Source organism: Natronorubrum halophilum (genome assembly GCF_003670115.1).
GTDB classification, from domain to species: domain Archaea; phylum Halobacteriota; class Halobacteria; order Halobacteriales; family Natrialbaceae; genus Natronorubrum; species Natronorubrum halophilum.
In genome coordinates, this window is sequence record NZ_QQTY01000002.1 from 1153625 (window position 1) to 1171597 (window position 17973).

At 63.9% G+C, this 17973-nt stretch carries 15 protein-coding genes and 1 pseudogene; 9 read left to right on the forward strand and 7 right to left on the reverse strand.

Translation table 11 applies throughout. From position 1 onward, the window contains the following. Positions 1 to 73 precede the first annotated feature (73 nt). A complete protein-coding gene (locus tag DWB23_RS11800; RefSeq protein WP_238717395.1) occupies positions 74 to 799 on the forward strand; it encodes a DUF6517 family protein in 726 nt (241 codons plus the stop codon). Between the two features lie 46 nt (positions 800 to 845). On the opposite strand, the gene DWB23_RS11805 is transcribed toward DWB23_RS11800, so the two are convergent. The 4 genes from DWB23_RS11805 to DWB23_RS11820 all read right to left on the reverse strand — a co-directional run bounded on the left by DWB23_RS11805 (position 846) and on the right by DWB23_RS11820 (position 3791). Continuing rightward, positions 846 to 1946 (reverse strand): presenilin family intramembrane aspartyl protease PSH, encoded by a 1101-nt coding sequence (locus DWB23_RS11805; protein ID WP_121742981.1) that lies wholly within the window; start codon positions 1944 to 1946, stop codon positions 846 to 848. A 143-nt stretch (positions 1947 to 2089) separates the two neighbouring features. Continuing rightward, the gene (locus DWB23_RS11810; RefSeq protein ID WP_121742982.1) at positions 2090 to 2368 is read right to left on the reverse strand and encodes an H/ACA ribonucleoprotein complex subunit GAR1; all 279 of its coding nucleotides are present in this window, start codon (positions 2366 to 2368) and stop codon (positions 2090 to 2092) included. Position 2369: 1 nt separating this feature from the next. Beyond that, a complete protein-coding gene (srp19, locus tag DWB23_RS11815; RefSeq protein WP_121742983.1) occupies positions 2370 to 2651 on the reverse strand; it encodes a signal recognition particle subunit SRP19 in 282 nt (93 codons plus the stop codon). Positions 2652 to 2711: 60 nt separating this feature from the next. After that, complete coding sequence (locus tag DWB23_RS11820; protein WP_121742984.1) at positions 2712 to 3791, reverse strand: PGF-CTERM-anchored ABC transporter substrate-binding protein; 1080 nt, start codon at positions 3789 to 3791, stop codon at positions 2712 to 2714. Positions 3792 to 3851: 60 nt separating this feature from the next. Between DWB23_RS11820 and btuC the strand changes: the two genes are divergently transcribed. Both btuC and DWB23_RS11830 read left to right on the forward strand, forming a co-directional pair. After that, complete coding sequence (gene btuC / locus DWB23_RS11825) at positions 3852 to 4982, forward strand: vitamin B12 ABC transporter permease BtuC (protein ID WP_121742985.1); 1131 nt, start codon at positions 3852 to 3854, stop codon at positions 4980 to 4982. A gap of 128 nt (positions 4983 to 5110) precedes the next feature. Continuing rightward, positions 5111 to 6340: pseudogene (locus DWB23_RS11830) on the forward strand (ATP-binding cassette domain-containing protein); the annotation flags it as partial. A 150-nt stretch (positions 6341 to 6490) separates the two neighbouring features. Here the strand turns inward: DWB23_RS11830 and DWB23_RS11835 are convergent. Continuing rightward, entirely contained in the window at positions 6491 to 7666 is a 1176-nt protein-coding gene (locus DWB23_RS11835) for a M24 family metallopeptidase (RefSeq protein ID WP_121742987.1), read from the reverse strand. Between the two features lie 306 nt (positions 7667 to 7972). On the opposite strand from DWB23_RS11835, the gene gatE reads away from it, so the two are divergent. Further along, positions 7973 to 9841, forward strand: a complete 1869-nt coding sequence (gene gatE / locus DWB23_RS11840; protein WP_121742988.1) for a Glu-tRNA(Gln) amidotransferase subunit GatE — start codon at positions 7973 to 7975, stop codon at positions 9839 to 9841. A 74-nt stretch (positions 9842 to 9915) separates the two neighbouring features. Here the strand turns inward: gatE and DWB23_RS11845 are convergent, their stop codons facing one another. Beyond that, on the reverse strand, positions 9916 to 10398 hold the full coding sequence (locus tag DWB23_RS11845; protein WP_121742989.1) for an Lrp/AsnC family transcriptional regulator: 483 nt from the start codon (positions 10396 to 10398) through the stop codon (positions 9916 to 9918). Positions 10399 to 10578: 180 nt separating this feature from the next. Here DWB23_RS11845 and DWB23_RS11850 point away from each other — a divergent pair, with 180 nt between their 5' ends. Together DWB23_RS11850 and DWB23_RS11855 are read left to right on the forward strand one after the other, a co-directional pair. Further along, a complete protein-coding gene (locus tag DWB23_RS11850; protein WP_238717396.1) occupies positions 10579 to 11655 on the forward strand; it encodes a DMT family transporter in 1077 nt (358 codons plus the stop codon). Between the two features lie 104 nt (positions 11656 to 11759). Next, on the forward strand, positions 11760 to 12422 hold the full coding sequence (locus DWB23_RS11855; RefSeq protein WP_121742990.1) for an HTH domain-containing protein: 663 nt from the start codon (positions 11760 to 11762) through the stop codon (positions 12420 to 12422). Between the two features lie 149 nt (positions 12423 to 12571). Here the strand turns inward: DWB23_RS11855 and DWB23_RS11860 are convergent, their stop codons facing one another. Further along, positions 12572 to 13345, reverse strand: coding sequence for an RNA methyltransferase (locus DWB23_RS11860; protein ID WP_121743101.1), 774 nt, complete (start codon positions 13343 to 13345; stop codon positions 12572 to 12574). A 1132-nt stretch (positions 13346 to 14477) separates the two neighbouring features. Between DWB23_RS11860 and DWB23_RS11865 the strand changes: the two genes are divergently transcribed. The 3 genes from DWB23_RS11865 to DWB23_RS11875 all read left to right on the forward strand — a co-directional run bounded on the left by DWB23_RS11865 (position 14478) and on the right by DWB23_RS11875 (position 17910). Continuing rightward, positions 14478 to 15716: a Cdc6/Cdc18 family protein gene (locus DWB23_RS11865; RefSeq protein ID WP_121742991.1), complete on the forward strand. Its 1239-nt coding sequence runs from the start codon at positions 14478 to 14480 to the stop codon at positions 15714 to 15716. Positions 15717 to 15811: 95 nt separating this feature from the next. After that, entirely contained in the window at positions 15812 to 17005 is a 1194-nt protein-coding gene (gene folP / locus DWB23_RS11870; protein WP_121742992.1) for a dihydropteroate synthase, read from the forward strand. A gap of 197 nt (positions 17006 to 17202) precedes the next feature. Then, positions 17203 to 17910: a 6-hydroxymethylpterin diphosphokinase MptE-like protein gene (locus DWB23_RS11875; RefSeq protein ID WP_121742993.1), complete on the forward strand. Its 708-nt coding sequence runs from the start codon at positions 17203 to 17205 to the stop codon at positions 17908 to 17910. Positions 17911 to 17973: the final 63 nt, after the last annotated feature.

Below are 17973 nucleotides of genomic sequence, written 5' to 3' on the forward strand. Positions count from 1 at the left end.
CGAATCGGCCGAATTCCACGCGGTGATGAAGACCACGAAATTTATACTTCGGAGTACGGTCGACCTGACTAGTATGAATCGACGACTGTTCGTTGCCACGATCGCGGCTGGAGCGGTGGGTACCTCGGCGGGCTGTCTCAGCGGCATCATCAACGACGCCACGACGTTCGAGGCGTTCCCGGTCCGAGTGTCCACGGCCGCCGCGGACGAGGCCGGGTACGAATACAAAGGGACCAGGAAACGAGTCGAAGAGCGCGAGTTCGCCGGCGAAAGCGTCGAGGTGACGAACTATCTCAGCGAGTACACCCGGACCCTCGAGCTCCCGCTCGATGCCTTCGGATCGGAGACGGAAGCCGGCGTCTTTGCACTCATCTCGACGCCACAGGTCAGCGTCGCGGGCGAGAGCTTCAATCCCGTCGGCGAGATGTCCACGGCGGAACTCGCCGAACACGTCCAGAACCAGTACGACAAACTCGAGATCGGGAGTAACATCGGCGGTCGAGCCCTCGAACCCGACGAACTCGACGTGCGGGTCTCGTTCGATACCTACGAAGGAGCAGCGACGCTACACGGCGAGCAAGAGATCAATGTGCTCGTCGATATCGCCCAGCCGGATCACGATTCCGACCACCTCGTACTCATCGGCGTCTATCCCGACGAAGAGGGGTTTTCGGCAGAATCCGAACAGGGGCGAATCGATACCATGGTCGCCGGCCTCGAGCACAGCGACGACGTAGACGTCGATATCGTCGAGGAGGATGGAGACGGCGGCGACAACGAGACGGACGAAAACGAGTAGCGTCCCTCGCAAAAACGATCGTCGCTGATCGACCGTTCGCGTGCGCTTACAGGCCGAGCGCCGTCATAAGCGACAGCCCGCTCGCGAGCGCGCCGAGGAGGTAGCCGCCGATCGCGCCGCCGTTGAGCAGCGGCAGTCCCGCGTGGGGTCGCCCCTTGAGAACCATGAACATGAGGACGAGCAGGCCGGCGATCGTGCCGACGAGTGCGCCGAGGGCGGGAACGTTCAGCGCGATTCCCGGAACGTCGATCGTGCCGACGTCGAGGAAGTACGCCGCGCTCGCGACGAGAATCGTCGGGATGACGGCGTCGCCGAGGCCGATGAACAGCGCGTCACGTTCCATGCCGCCCTCGTCGGGATCGGTCCCGTCAATTTCGGCGTCGGCATCGGTTCGGGCGTCATCGCCGGTGGCGTCCGTATCACTCGTCGATGGCCCGCCGTTGGCTGCGGTGGTGGACGTCGAGTCCGTGGGAGTCGCCTCTGCAGAAGCCGAATCCGTCTCGTCGCCCGATTCGTCCTCGAGGACGCCGTCGGTGCTGCCCGCGGCGAGGTAGGAGTACGAGAGGGTCGTCGGGATCACGAGGACGACGGGGATCTTGAGGTCCATCACGCCCTCGGCGAGATCGAGCATGTGCTCGGTCCCGTAGACGCTGATGGCGTCGTAGACGGCGAGGACGGACAGCAACAGGATGGCCGGCAGGAGTCCGAAGCTGATCCCGAACAGGGCGGCCGCACCGGCCCCCATCACCACCCCGGTGCTGTCGATGACGTACCACTCCGGATAGAACAGGAGGGCTGCCCCGATCCCGACGGCGGCGAGCGCGGCGACGGCGTTGACTCCGCCGACGGTGACCGCGGGCGGGACGAGTTCGGCGAAGACGAACCACGCGAGCATCACGCTGACGCCGATGATCATGGCCTTGATGAGCCACTGGACGTCGTACTTGAACGTCACGAGCATGAGGGCGGTCGCGACGAGAATAATGGCGAAGTACACCACGCTGTTGGCCGGGTCGTCGGGGTCCTCGACCGCCTGTCGATCCGAATCGTGGAAGGGCTCGATCAGCGCCAGCGCACCGAGCTGGACACCGAGAAAGAGCACCACCGTCAGACCGACGGCGAGGAGGACCCGCGTCCGATGATTCATAGCCCGGCGTTCGTACCCCGCTCCTATGGGTGTTTTCGTCTTCGCTCGAGCGAGCGACTCGGATGGCGGTCGGTTCGCGGTCGCTCGAGCCACGCGTTCGAGCGGTGCTACCGGTCTCCAGGGTGTTGTGGATGCCCGGAGCGCTATCGAGCGTACAGTGGCGATCCCACGAGCGACGGCAGGTGAACGCCGGCGTCGGGCGTCACCGCGAGATAGGGGCGCTCGACCGGCCCGAAGACGTCGACGACGCGGCCGACCTCCTCGAGGGAGTCGTCTAAGACCATCGTCCCGATCTCGTTTCGGAGCGCGCTATCGGAGTTCGCCCCGCCGTCGGCACCACCGGATCCGCTATCGTCGGTGTCGTCCGTCCGCAACACGGCGAGGCCCTGTGCGGTACGGACGACCGATCCAACCCGGCGCATCTTACTCGCGCATCGCGACGACGTAGGCCGCGACGGCCTGGACGAGGTCGTTTTTCGCCGAGTCGTCGGCCCCGCGGACGACGACGCGGCCGCGATCGGCCCAGTGCTCCCTGGAGTAGGCCTTGTCCCGTTCGATCGTGGCATCGTACCCGATCTGCTGGACCGCCTTGGCGATTTCGTCGACCGTCGGCTCTTCGACTGATAGATCTCGTGACACGCGCCGACCCTCGGCCCGTGAGAGGCCCGCATCGAGATAGGCGGGCCAGATGACGTTCTCGACCATGCGTTCATCTCGAGCAGCCGACGAGTAAACCCTTTTCAAAACGAGACGGGAATTCGGCGATTATCGACGGCCCGCGAGGAACGCGACGGCGAGGAGCGCTGCGACGGCCACTGCCACCCCGAAGCCGGGGATCGTATCGTTTTCGGCGTCGCTTTCACTGTCGTCGGTTTCACCGTCGCCGCTTTCGTTGGCCGCTTCGAGGCCCTCGCTCGCCTGCTCGTAGGCGTCGGGGTGAACTGTTTCGACGATATCCACGACGGCGTAGAGTACCTGCGGTGCGGGCTGACTGATCTGGTTCGCATCGACGGAGACCGTATTCTCGTTCTGATAGGCCGTCGTTGCCTCAGCCCCGTTGGGTATCGGCGGTTCGTCGGTGTAGTCTGGGTAGATGATCCACTCGGGATCTTCGTCGACGATCATCTCGGTGCTGAGTTGCGGGTAGAACGTGCCTTCCGCCTGTTCGGCGATGTCCTCGACACCGGCGGTCGTCAGCACCTCGTGGATGAACGAATCGGTTCCGGCGGTCGTTCCGTCCTCGCCCATCGCGTAGTAGGCGAGCGGTCGATCCGCTCCCTCGAGGGCCGTTTCGACGACCTCGAGACGCTCGTCCATCCAGTCGACGGTTTCCTCGGCACCGCCGCACTCGCCGGTCAGTTCACCGGTTCGAAGGGTGTTCTCGCGCACGTCGTCCATCGAGTTCGCGGCATCGAACTGGTAGACCGTGAGGCCGGACTCGCGAAGACCTTCGACGTCCGCGTCAGCCGTGGCGTTTGCAGCCAGAACGAGGTCCGGATCGAGGTCGACCACCAGTTCGTGGTCGACCTCGTAGTTGTCGGTGATATCCACGCGGTCGCCGATTTCGAGGCCGCTCGTCGCCTCCTCGTCGGGCATCCCGTCGAGGCGGTCCTCGGCACCGATCTCGAAGACGGTCTGTGCGTCGCTCGCCTGCAAGGCGACGATGGACTCCGGCGGTTCCTCGAGCGTGATCTCTTCGCCGGTCGCGTCCGTTACCTCGAGCGGGTACTCACACTCCGCGTCGCTCGCATCGGCGGTAGTTTGGACGCTCGTCCCAGCTACGGTGGGGGCAAACAGCGAGAGGGCCAGTAGTACGGTAACGAAAACGACGAGTTTCTGTCGCATTATCCGCTATGACGGGGGTCTTCAACAAATATTTGTCTAACCCAACCGAGGTTGCAGTATATGACGCGCCCGGTCCGGACCGTTTCGTGGTCGGCGGGGTTGATCGTGCTACTCATCGCCGTCATCATCGGTAGCGCCGCCCTCGGATCGGTCAGGATCGATCCGGTGACGGTGGCGCTGGCCATCTTGAACGCTGTCGTCGTTCCGTCGGGCGTGACACTCGAGACCGGAACCCTGCCGGTAATCGGGACCGGGGTTCCGGTTCCGGATCTCCGGTACACGTCGATCTTCTCGTTCGACGTTTCGCGAACGGACCAGATCATCGTGGCCGATATTCGGCTGCCGAGGATCGCCCTCGCGGCGACGGTCGGGTTCTCGCTCGCGGCCGCGGGAACGGTCATGCAGGGATTCTTCCGAAATCCGCTCGCCGATCCGTCGATTATCGGTGTTTCGTCCGGCGCCGCTGTCGGTGCCGTCGCAGCGATCGCGTTTCCGGCCCTGATTCCGTTCGGAAGTCTCCACCTCTCGGCGTTCGTCGGCGCGCTGGGGGCGGCGTTTTTCGTCTACGGGATCGCGACCGAAGGCGGACGAACGCCGGTCGCGACGCTGCTGTTGGCGGGCGTCGCCATACAGGCGTTTCTCGGCGCGATGATTTCCTACATGCTCGTCCTCAGCGGCGACGAACTCAGACAGGCCGTGGTCTGGATGATGGGGCATCTCAACAACAGCACCTGGGGCGACGTCGCGTTCGCGCTGCCGGTCACCCTTGCCGGCGTTCTCGTCTTGCTGGCGTACACGCGCGACATGAACGTTCTCTTGCTGGGTGAGGAGGACGCACACCACCTGGGCGTCAACGTCGAACGGACCAAACTGCTCTTGCTCGCGATCGCGAGCCTCGTCACCGCGGCCGGCGTTGCGGTCGCGGGCGTCATCGGGTTCGTCGGACTGGTCGTTCCCCACATCATGCGCCTGGTCGTCGGCCCCGACCACCGCATCCTGTTGCCGACCAGCGCGCTCGCCGGCGCGTCGTTTCTGGTCGCGACCGATACGATCGCCCGGATCGGGACGGTCCCGCTCCCGTTCGGCCTCGAGTTCGCGACCCCCGTCGTGCCCGTCGGAATCATCACGGCCGCGTTGGGCGCGCCCTTTTTCCTCTTCTTGCTCACCCGCCGGGAGGTGCATTCGGTATGACGCAGCGACCGGAGACGCACGATGGCGAACCCGAGCGCCAGGCCCGTACGCACCGCCCCGATCCGGCGGCGATATCGGTCGATAACTGTTCGCTCTCCTTCGGCGATCTCTCGGTCCTCGAGAACGTGTCGCTGACCGTTGAGCCGGGGGAGTTCGTCGGGTTCGTCGGCCCCAATGGAGCCGGGAAGACGACGCTCCTGCGGGCCATCAGCGGTGCGCTGGAGCCGGCCGCCGGAACGGTGTCGATCGGCGACAGCGATATCCACGCGATCCCCTCGAAGGCCTCGAGTCGGCTGGTATCGGTCGTGCCTCAGGATACGACGCTCTCGTTTTCCTTCCCCGTTCGCGACGTCGTCGAGATGGGGCGACACCCCCATCGGTCGCGGTTTTCCGCGCCGACTCGCAGGGACCAGCAGGCGGTCGAACGCGCCCTCGAGCGCACGCGAACGAACGATCTGGCTGACCGACCGATCGACGAAGTGAGCGGCGGGCAGCGCCAGCGCGTCGTCCTCGCGCGTGCGATCGCCCAGGAAACGCCGGCGCTGTTGCTCGACGAGCCGACCGGCAGCCTCGACATCAACCACCAGGTCGAGACGCTCGAGTTGGTCCGGGAACTGGTCGAGGAGGGCCGAACCGTCTGCGCGGCGATTCACGACCTCGACCTGGCCGCGCGCTACTGCGATCGACTCGTGATGCTCGCGGACGGCGAAATCTACCGGAGCGGTCCGCCGGGGGACGTGCTGACCGGAGACTCGCTCGCCGCCGTCTTCGACGCGACGGCGACCGTCACGCCGAACCCGATCACGGGGACGGAGACGGTGACGGCGCTTTCGGACCGCCGTCGAAACGGCGCGGACGACGGTCCAGACGGGCGGGCGCTCCGAGACGGTCGCCTTCACGTTCTCGGAACGGGAACGCGCGCCGCGGGCGTCCTCGCCCGACTCGAGACCGCGGATGCGGGACTCGAGGTCTCCGTCGGCCCCGTTACGAGGGGTGATACGACGGCCGAGACGGCCCGATCGCTCGAGGTCGACCGCATCGAGGTCCCGCCGTTCGAATCGCTCTCGGAGTCCGATCTGATGATCTTCGAGAACCGGGTCTCCGAGGCCGACGTGACGGTCCTGGCCGACCCCGAGATCGGTACGGGCGGGACCGGCAGCCAGCAGCTTCTCGAGGCGGTCGACGGTACGAACACGCCGATCGTTGAGGCGACGCCGGAGACGGTGCTCGAGGCGGTCGGAGACGCGCTCGCAAACCGGTCGGCGTCAGCAGAGACGGACTCCGACGCAGGTTCGGAGTCGTCGTACACGGATAGCGACTCGAGTTCGGGGCTGTCGGCCGGGTCGTCCAGCGACTGATGCCGTCGAATTAATCCAGTGAACGGTGGTTTCGAACTGGCAACCGGTTCGGCGAGTATACTGGCGGACGGCTCCGTCGAAGGCCAAAGAAGCGGATTGATGTTTACAGCGATCAGTACAGAGGGAGAGGGGAACGAGTATGTAGAAGCGCTACACGACGCCGAGTTCCCGGGGATAGTCGGTCAAGTTTTCGTAGCCTGTCTCGGTCACCACGACGAGGTCTTCGAGGCGGACGCCGCCGGTTCCCTGCTCGTACAACCCGGGCTCGACCGTGACGACGTGGCCGGGCCGTAGCTCCCCGCCGCCCCAGTTGAGCTTCGGCTTTTCGTGCACGTCGAGCCCGACGCCGTGGCCGGTGGCGCTTGTGAAGCCGTCCTCGGTGGCCTCGTCGGTCCGGAGCGTCGGGTACCCCGCGTGCTCGAACACGTCGCAGACCGCCTCGTTCACCGCCTCGCCGGTCACGCCGGGCTGGATGGTTCCGAGCGCCGTCTCGTATGCCTCCCGGGTCACCTCGTACCACTCCCTGATTTTCGCGTCAGGTTCACCCTTCACGAACGTCCGGGTCACGTCCCCGAAGTACCGCGATTCCTTGTTGCGCGGGAAGATGTCGACGATGATCGGATCGCCCGCCGCTATCGGGCCCGTCCCGACCGCGTGCGCCGTGGCCCCCTCCGCCCCTGAGGCGACGATGCACTCGTCTAGCGCACAGCCCTCCTCCAGCAGTGTAGCTTCGATAGCCCGGCAGACCCGCTCGCTGGTGAGCACCTCCCCGTCCAAGTGCAGGACACCCGACTCGACCGTCGCACGTTCGAGCATTTCCTCGGCGACCGCCATCGCACTCTCGTTCGCCCGCTGGGTCTCTCTTACGTGTTTGACTTCCACCTCGGTTTTCAGCGCGCGAATATCACCAACCGTGTCGTCGTAGTCGGTGACGACGTTGACGCCGTGGGCGCGGAGGACATCGGCAGTGCCGTTCGGGAAGGAGGCCGGTACCGACACCGCGTCGACGTCGTTCTCGGCGAGAAACTCTGCCGTCGCGATGGGACCGGCTCTCGCCGGCCCGTGTTCGATGACCTTGCTCCCGTAATCGAACTCTGAGAACCGTCGCACGCTATCGCCGTCGCCTTCGGTGCTCGCTCGCGCGTACACCATGTCGGGGACGAGCAGGTGCACCTTCCCGTCGAGGTACAGAGTGATGAAGTTCCCCATCGCGCGAAAGCCCGAGAGGTAGTACTGGTTGCTATCCTCACCGTCGTCGTTAATCAGATACCCGTCGGTACCTGCCTCGTTGAGATACGTCGTTAGCTGTGGATAAGCGGGAGCCATGGAGCGAAATTGATGAACCGAGAAATAAATGTTGTTAAACAGAGATGTCAAATCGCCTCTCTCACGATGCTAGTTGTCAGATCCGAGAGTAAGACCACGGCCGGCGTATGAACGTCTGAAAAGCACATTCGTACGCATCGTAAACGAGCGTGTCAAAACAACACACAGCTACCGGAGAGGATCGTATCAGAACCGACCGGACGGCGATCGCGAGCGCTCGAGCGCGATCGGTCCGTGAATCGGTCCAACCGAGAGTACGAGCGCAACTGGACGGTTTTTTACCCCTCCGCCTCCGAGTGGCCGCTAATGAGCGAGTACGACTACGACGAGCTCGGACTCGTCGCCGGGCTGGAGATCCACCAGCAACTCGAGACGGCGACGAAGCTGTTCTGCCAGTGTCCGACCGAGCTTCGCGAGCCCGAAGAGTCGACGCGTCGGTTCACGCGCTATCTTCATCCCACGCGCAGCGAACTCGGCGAGATCGATCAGGCCGCCTTAGAAGAGAGCAAGGTCGACCGCGAGTTCGAGTACCTCGCGTACGACTCGACCTGCCTGGTCGAGGAAGACGACGAACCACCACACGAGCTGGACGACGAGGCCCTCGAGACGGTCCTCGAGGTGGCCCAGCTGATGGAGATGAACCCAGTCGATCAGGCGCACGTCATGCGAAAGCTCGTCGTGGACGGCTCGAACACGTCGGGCTTCCAGCGCTCGACGCTGATCGCGACCGACGGAGCGATCGAGACGAGCGACGGGGCGGTGGGGATCGAGGACCTCCTGCTCGAGGAGGAAAGCGCCCAGCGCGTCGAAGAGACCGACGACGGCGTTCGCTACAGCCTCGACCGGCTCGGGATTCCGCTGGTCGAGATCGGCACGAAACCGGATATCTCGACGCCCGACCAGGCCCTCGAGGCGGCCGAGCGAATCGGCATGTTGCTTCGCTCGACGGGGAAGGTCAAGCGCGGTCTGGGGACGATTCGCCAGGACGTCAACGTCTCCATCGAGGACGGCGCGCGCGTCGAGGTCAAGGGAGTCCAGAGCCTCGACGGTATCGACGACATCGTTCGAAACGAAGCCGCACGGCAGGTCGAACTCGTCGAGATTCGCGACGAACTCGAGGAGCGGGAGGCGTCGATCGGCGAGATGCAGGACGTGACCGGCGTGTTCGAGGGAACCGAGAGCGGTGTCATCGCTGGCGCGCTCGACTCCGGCGGGGCCGTCGCGGCCGTCCCGCTGTACGGTTTCGACGGTATCGTTGGCCGGGAAGTCGCGCCCGACCGTCGCCTCGGAACCGAGTTCTCCGACTACGCGAAACGCCACGGCGCGGGCGGGATCTTCCACACGGACGAACTGCCGGCGTACGGCGTCACCGAGGACGAAGTCGCGGATCTTCGGGACGCCGTCGGGGCGGGTCCCGACGATGCCGTGGCGATCGTCGCCGCTGACACCGGTGTGGCGGAAACCGCCATCGAAGCCGTCGCCGAGCGCGCCGGAGTTGCACTCGAGGGCGTCCCCGAGGAAACCCGCGGCGCGAACGAAGACGGGACGACTCGCTATCTGCGCCCGCTTCCCGGTGCGGCACGGATGTATCCCGAGACGGACGTGCCGCCGGTCGAGCCCGATCCGAGCGAGGTGCCGAAGCCGGAACTGCTGACCGAGAAGGTCGAGCGCTATCAGGCCGAGTACGACCTCGGCACGGGACTGGCGGAGCAGGTCGCCTACGGGAAGCGGATGCCGCTGTTCGAGGCTGTCGTCGCCGACGGGGTCGATCCGACGCTCGCCGCGACGACGCTCGAGTCGACGCTGACCGAACTCCGGCGGGACGACGTGTCGGTCGAAAACCTCGAGCGCGAACACCTCGAGGGCGTTCTCGGGATGGTCGAGGATGGCGACCTTCCCAACGAGGGCGTGCCGGACCTGCTCTCTGCGCTGGCCGAGGAGCCGGATCGAACGCCGGAGGAGGCGGCCGAGGAAGCCGGCCTCGGCGGCGTCGACGAGAGCGAGGTTCGCGAGGCCGTCGTCGAGGTCGTCGAGCGAAACGAGGACCAGGTTGCGGACGAAGGAATGCAGGCGTTTTCCGGGCTCATGGGCGAGTGTATGGGCGCGCTGCGCGGCAAGGCGGACGGCGACCTCGTGAGCGAACTGCTCCGCGAGGAGATTCAGAAGCGGGCGTGAGCGGTCCTCCCTGACCGGTGCTGGTCTCGCTGTTCGTATTCTCCCCCTCGAGTAATCCGACTCGAGCGGATACCCTATTCGTCGGGTAACTCCTCAAGCAGCGTCTCCAGCTCGTAACTCTGCAGCGCGTCGCGCTCTTCGATCGCCGAGATGACGAACGTCGAGTCGGTCCGGTCGACGCCCTCGAGTTGCTCGAACTCGGCGATCAGACGCTCGACCATCCCGCTGTCGCTCAGTCGCGCGACGACGATGAAGTCCGTCTCGCCCATCGTGAAGTAGACGTTCGTGACGCCCTCGACGGTCAGGAGTCGGTCCGCGAACTCCTCGTAGGAGCCGCGATAGTCGGCGTGAACCTCCACGAGGACGGTCACTCCGAGGCCGAGTTTCTCGAGATCGATGTCGTAGCGGTCGTTCGTGATGATCCCCTCCTCCCGGAGATTGTTCAGCCGGTAGTGGATCGTCGAAACGGGGATGCCGGTCGCTTCGTGGAGCCGTTCGGGGCTCCCCGTCTCGAGTTCGGCGATCGCCTTGAGAAGTCGGACATCGCGTTCGTCCATGAGGGAGTCCTCGGCGGGGATCGGAATGTATCCTTCGCCTGATGTACTTGGAGAACTCTACAACGGACGTGTCCTGTGTGGCGGTCGATTCGGATCAAGATCATATGTGTGGTTTTGGGTTCGTCGACATCGGTTTGATTGTAGAAGGATCTAAATACACCCGTCCGTTTCGAACTGGATATGGTCACTATCGCCTCTCTTCGATCTGAGTACCGTGGATTGATTCTCTTTTCGATGCTCTCGCTTTGCTGGGGCAGTTCGTTCGTCGCGATCGAAATCGGGCTCGAGCACGTCCCGCCGCTGTTGTTCGCCGGGCTTCGCTACGCGGTGGCTGGCGCGATCGTCCTCGGCTACGCAGCCGTCGTCACCGACAGGATTCGCCCGTCGGGACGGTCGGAGTGGCTCGTCGTCGTCGTCGCCGGCGTGTTCGTCATCGCGCTCTATCACGGGCTGTTGTACCTCGGGGAACTGCACGTTTCGGGCGCAGTCGCGGCGACGGTCGTCAGCACGGCACCGATCCTCACGGTCGCGTTCGCGGGCGTTTTGCTCCCGAGCGAACGGCTCAGTCTCGTCGGTGTCGGCGGTTTCGTACTCGGGCTGGTCGGCGTCGTCCTCGTCGTCCGACCATCGCCGGCGGCGCTCGGGGGAGAGGTGACGTTCGGTGCGATACTCGTCTTCGCCTCCGCCGTCGCGTTCGCGCTCGGCAGCGTACTCGTCCGGCCGATCGAATCGGATCTGCCACTCGAGACGCTACAGGCCTGGTCGATGCTGCTCGGTGCCGGAGTGTTGCTCGGCTGGGCGGTCCTGCGAGGCGAATCGGTGGCCGCCATCGAGATGACGACGACAGCGCTGCTCTCGTATGGGTACCTGACGCTGGTCTCCGGGGTCTTCGCGTTCTTGCTCTACTTCGAACTCCTCGATCGAAGCGGGGCGACGCAGGTGAACCTCGTCGGATACGCCGAGCCGGCGGTCGCGATCTGCGTGAGCTGGCTCGTGCTCGGGTCCGTCGTCGACTCGCTCACGGTCGTCGGTCTGGTGACGATTCTCGTCGGGTTCGTCGTCATCAAGCGAGATGCGTTTCGGTCGCTCCTTCGATCGGCCTGGACGACCGCGCCGACCGAGAGCCGACGAGCGGCGGGTGAGCACCCCGAGTCCCGAACCGACGGCGTCCGAACCGACGGCGGCGTTTCGGTCGAGTCCAACTCGAGTCGTTCGATGGACGAGGGCTCGTGCTCGCGGTTCGAACGTCAAGAATAGACCGTTGCTGGAGTCCCGGTCCGCGTCGCGTGTATAATCGCGTATAAATTCCTCTAAGGGGTCCCAGGAAACGTTTACCAGTGAGAACGTGGGTGGTATACATCATGACAACACCGACAATCACGACAGTGTGCCACGTGCGCGCGCCGCTCTTGCTCGAGCCGGTCGACAGGCAGATCGAAACCTTACGGGCCTGCGAGACGGAGGGGGCGATCGACGAGCTCTTACTCCGTAGCTGGCCGAAAGAGGTCTCACTCACCGACAACAGTCCCTATCAGGAAGCCCTCGAGAGCTTCGACCGATTCGAGCAGTGGGCCGAGGAGCGCGGCGTGAGCATCCGCCCGCCGTTCAGAGAGCGCGCGACGACGTCGCAGATTTCCGGCGAGACGAACGATTTGCTCGTGATGCCCCTGCTGTGTCTCGAGGTCTACGCCGACGACGAACTGATCGGCGTGTTCCCCCACACCGACGAGGAACTCGAGGAGACGCACACGACGGACGAGGCCATCGCCTCGCTTCGAACGGGCGAACTGCCGACGCCGTTGGGTGCTGCCGGCGAGACCGAAACGCGATCGGAACCGACGACGGGCGTCGTAGACGCGGGCGTCTGTCCCGACTGCGACGGGTCGCTGATCGACGGGCAAGGGCTGTTCGCTTGCCCCGACTGCGGCTGGATCGGTACCGTTTCCGAGTCGGGACGGTACGTCTCACAGGCCGCGCGCGAGCGAGCGAAAGAAAGCGAGGAAACGCCGGTAGCGCCGCAGTGAGTTGACCGTAGTCGATACCGGACCCGTGGATCGTTCAGTTTTCGAGTCGTCAAGAGCGACCGACAGCGTACTCGCCCCCAATTGAGACGGTTTCGCACGGTACGGTCTCGAGCCGCCGGGGTTCGGTTGTTGTTTTTCGGGGCGTTCAGTCACTGCTTTTCGGGGCGTTCCGTCGCCCGGCGGAGCAATCCGAGAAGTGCGTTCGCCTCGCCCATGGTCAGATCCGCCCGGCCGTACACGCGGCGGAGCATTCGCATCGTTTTGTCGCGTTTCTCTTCGGGATGGTTGAGTTCCTCGAGTAAGTCCGCCCACTGGTCGTACACTCGATCGACGGTCGGTTTGGGGGCTCGGACGCGCTCTAGGTCCGGGTGTTGCGTTTCCTCGTCCGCGAGGGTGAGAGATTGCAGTTCGTAGAGCGTGATGGTCGCGGCCTGCCCGAGGTTGAGCACGGGGTACTCGGCGTGGGCCGGAATCGAACAGATCTCGTCGATCCGAGCGAGTTCCTCGTTGGTGAGCCCGACGCGTTCGCGCCCGAAGACGAGCGCGGTGGGTCCGTCGACGGTCCGCAGCCGATCCGCGAGCTCCGCCGGCGTGGAGAACGGAAACCGAACGTGACTGCGGTCGTCCTCGTTGGTCACCGCCGTACAGCCGATCGTGTGGTAGCTCTCGACGATGTGATCGAACGTCGTCTCGGTCGCGTTCGGGAGGATGTCCTCTCGAGCGTGCCCTGCGTAGCCGTACGCCTCGCCGTCGGGATCGAGTTCCGGCGGGTCGACAAGCAGGAGGTCCTCGAATCCGAAGTTCTTCATCGCGCGGGCGATCGTGCCGACGTTACCCGGCGACTGGGCGTCGACGACGGCGACCGCCGGCGGTGTCCGTGAACGTCCCCTCGAGCGGTCGGTTTCAGACGACTCGGTATTCATCGGATGATACTCGATATCGGCTCGAGGAGCCGGGTATCCGTTTCGGTTCCGTTCGTGAGCCTGCGAGTGTCTCCATGAGTGTTCGCTGACGTGGAATCGACGGTGATCATACACCGATTAGCTGGCGGGCGGTCAAAAGATATCTGTTCGATTCGAGTCGGCAGTCCCGGTTAGCAGTGTTTGGAACGGACGCCACTCTCGATTCGTAACTTCCGGATCGTCCCCGATAGCTGAAGTCGGACGTTCCACCGATATAATCGTCTACACAACTAGTCTAGAAATCCGTTCTAGAAACAACTAGACTATACTAGACTACTAGACTAGATTCTTCGTCTAGATTATCAGCGGTAGCCGATAGGTAGCGGCCTACACCACTGGTTGGTAGCGGGGCTGAGCACCGTCGTGAACTGGCTCTGATCTTTCGTTCGAACCCTCTCCAATCGATTCGACAGGAACTGTACGGCAATCACGGAAGGGGCGAGTACTGATGAAACGGGTCTGGTGTTGGGGGGACACACCCCCCTCGCGTTTGTAACGCAGTTTAGGTGTGGGGGTCTTCACGTGGAACACACCACCTTCGCGGATGTAACATCTGGCTCTTATCGTCCATCTCGACACGGATCCCGGAATGATCGAACACCCACCCCACCCATTCGGCGTTACAAACGCGAGGGGGGTGTGTGTCCCCACTAGCAACTGCCGTAGTGTCCGAGAAAGGGCTTTATCCGCCGATATCGGCAACTTCGGTAGAACACGATCTACTGTACCGCCACCGAACGGGTTTCAGAGATCACCCGGCACTGTCACCGGTGGTGGCACCTAACCGGAGACTGACACCGCCGTTACATCCGCGAGGGGGGCGTGGGTGCTTCACACAGTTGAATTGTCGGGGGATGAGTTCCTGTCCCGAGTTGGTGCTCTCGAGTCGAGTTATCGTCGAACACCGTTCGAAATCACTGCTAGCAATCGTCATGTGCCTCGCGCCGCCTCACAAACGCGAGACCGCTGTCCATCGACAACCGCAACGATAGTGGCGAATATTCGGGTTTTGGGCCTTGATACGCAATATTTACATCCGCGATAGATCTCCATAGCTTTATTTCAATCCAGTTGGAAGACACGGGCTACTGCAATGTCCGCCAACGACGATCGTGATCCACTCTTTCGGTACGACGATCCGGTCTTTGCCGACGAGCGCCTGCTCGAGATCACACATCTTCCCGGCCCGGACCGGATCGTCGGACGCGACGAGCAAATGCAACGGGTTGCGGACGCCCTGAATCCCGCGATTTTCGGGAGCGAGCCGAACCACCTGTTCATCTTCGGCAAGACCGGAACCGGCAAGTCGCTGATCTCCCGATCGATCACCCAGCGGGTGATCTCGGAGGCCCAGCGCGACGACATCACGGTGAAGTACGCGTTCATCGACTGCGGGGAGCAAAACACCGAGGCGTCGATCGTCAAGACGATCGCACAGATCGTCAACGAGTCGAACAAGAGCGGCGTCTCCGTCCCCGATCGCGGCCTCGGGACGGGCGACTACTACAAACGGCTGTGGCAGTCGATCGACCACTGCACCGACGTCACGATCGTCATCTTGGACGAGATCGACATGCTCGAGGACGACGAGGTCCTCCGGAAACTCTCCCGCGCCGGCGAGAACCGACGTATCTCGGACTCGAGCATCGGAATCATCGGCATCTCGAACAAGATCGACTTTCCGGACCACCTCTCCGAACGCGTAAAATCGAGTCTGTCCCGGGACGAACTCGTCTTCTCGCCCTACGACGCCAACCAGCTCGTCGAGATCCTCGAGAAACGACGCGACGCGTTCCACGACGGCGTGCTCTCCGACGACGTTATTCCGCTGACCGCCGCGCTCGCGGCCCAGGAACACGGGGACGCGCGCAAGGCGATCGACATCCTCCGCAACGCCGGCCGCATCGCGAAGAAACAGGACGCGACTCGAGTCACCGCGGATCACGTCCGTGACGCCAAAGAGAAGACCGAAGCCGATCGATTCAACGAGTTGATCGAGGGCTCGCCACAGCAGGCCAAGGCGATCCTCTACTCGCTGACGCTGCTGACCGAGAACAGTTCGGAAAAGGAGTTCCCGACGAAGATCATCTACAACCAGTACAAGGAAATCGCTCGCCAGCTCGATTTCGACGTCCTCTCGGAGCGCCGAGTGCAGGAGATCCTCCAGGAACAGAACTTCCTCAACGTGATCCAGTCCGAGCGCGAGGGTCGCGGGCGCGGACGCGGTGCCCACGCCAAACACCGACTGCTCGAGAACCCCTCGATCGTCCGGAAAGTCCTGCTTCGGGACTCCCGGCTGGCCGTCCTTGAAGAAGACGCTAAAAACGAGTAGCGACCGATCGCCGACGACGCAGCGCTTACTGCCGTTCGATTCAGTCCCGGTTCGTCAATCGCGGTACCTTTGAGGCTGCTCTTCCGAGACCGAGTATGAACGCCGTCGACGCGGCGGGGTTGGGAATCGGCGACGAGTACCCGCCCCGGATCATGGGCGTGTTGAACGTCAGCGAGGAGTCCCCGTACGATCCGAGCGTCTTCGACGACGCCGGCGACGCAGCCCGGTACGTCGACGAGGAACTGATCGGTGAGGGTGCCGACATCGTGGATATCGGGCTCGAGTCGGCGAACAAACGCTTCGATGTGCTCACGGCCGACCAGGAACTCGATCGGCTCCACACCGCGCTCGAGACGATCGAGCGCGTCTCCGGGGACGCGATCTTTTCGATCGAAACCCGGTACGCCGAAGTGGCAGACGAGGCGCTCTCGCGGGGCTTCGACATGGTCAACGATATCTCCGGCTTCGCCGATCCGGAGATGCCGACCGTCTGTGCGGACCACGACGTTGCCGTCGTCAAGATGGCGAGCCCGCCGGATCTCGAGCGCCCGGGTGCGGTCGAGGAAACCGACTGGGCCGGCCGAAAGTCGCCCGAGTGGGCGTCTCAGGCCGACTACGTCGATCAGGTCTTCGAAGCGCTGAAACAGAACGGACTGACCGACAAGACGATCATCGACCCGGCCTTCGGCGGCTGGAGCGAGGCCCAGACGCTCGAGGGCGACCGCGAAACGTTCCGTCGTCTTCGAGAGTTTCGCGCGCTCGGACGGCCCGTGCTCGTCTCGATCAATCGAAAGAACTTCCTCGGCGATATCGCCGGTCGCGAGACGGAGGATCGGCTCCCGGTCAGCCTCGCGGCCACCTCGATGGCCGTCGAACGCGGTGCGCACGTGATTCGAACCCACGACGTCGCCGAAACCCGCGACGCGGCCCTGGTTGGGGACGCGTTTACCGACCGCGCTCGCGTCGTCACCGACGAGTTCTCGGTGTCCCGGCTGGACGTTCGCTCGAGCCGTGAACTCCGGGCGCACCTCGAGGAACGCGGTATCGATCCCAAGGGTGCCGACGACTGGTGTTCGCTGGCGATCAAGGTCGACGGACTCGACGGAGACGATCGGGTTCGGGTGGCGTCGATCGCGTCCGAGTACGACACGGCCGTGAAACACGTGAACACGGGACAACTCCTCCTCGTCGGATCGACAGCCGCGATTTCAGACGTGTCAGCCCATCTTCGGGACGCAAACGGCGATCTGAGGGGGCTCGGAGAATCGTTCGCGGAAATGCTTGAGTAAGAGAAAGCTTATGCCGGATGCTTCGAAAAGAGGAAGTGGACGCCGGGCGGCCTCCCGGGTAGGGGTACTTTGGAGGCGACCCCCGGCCCACAACACGAATTATTGCGGTGTTATGTCGACGAGTGACAACGACGACGAGTCCGCTGTCATCGGACACGAGACCGAATACAGATACGACTCCGTCTCTCATCTCAGGTATGGAGTTCGACGAGTGGGAACCCGTGTACGAACCGATCCTGGCCGAGTTCGGCTACGAGCGGGCGGGCGACGAGCGAGCGCGTGATACGCTGGCCTCGCTGACCGACGACTTCGATCTCGCTCACCTCTCGAGCGCTCGAGACGCCACGGTCGCGGTCGCCGGCGCTGGCCCGTCACTGGAGCGTGAGCGCGCACTCGAGCGGGCCCGCGCAGCCGACGTCGTTTTTGCAGCCTCGACGGCGGCCGATACGCTCGCCGAACGCGGGGTCGACGTCGACTGTATGGTTACGGATCTCGACAAGAACCCGGAGACGGTCCGGCGGTTGACCGAGCGAGGGGTTCCGGTCGCGGTCCACGCTCACGGCGACAACGTTCCCGCGCTCCGCGCGGTGGTTCCCGATTGCGCCGGCGAGTACGTGTTGCCGACGACGCAAGCAGCGCCGCGGGGACCGGTTCGGAACGTCGGCGGGTTTACTGACGGCGACCGCGCGGCCTTTCTCGCGGATCATCTCGGGGCCGCCCGCTTGGTCTTCGTCGGCTGGGACTTCGACGATCCCACGGTGGATTCGACGAAAGCGCGAAAGCTCGCGTGGGCCGAACGGTTGCTGTACTGGCTCGAGTCGCGTCGCGGCGATCGATTCGAGCTACTGGACGGCCGACGAGAGACGATCGAGACGCGTGCACTCCCGCTCGAGGCCGGTGAGTGACGGTTCGCCGCGGCGATCGGTAGCTCCTCGCCGCTCCCGTGAACGACCAGTTGGCAATAACGA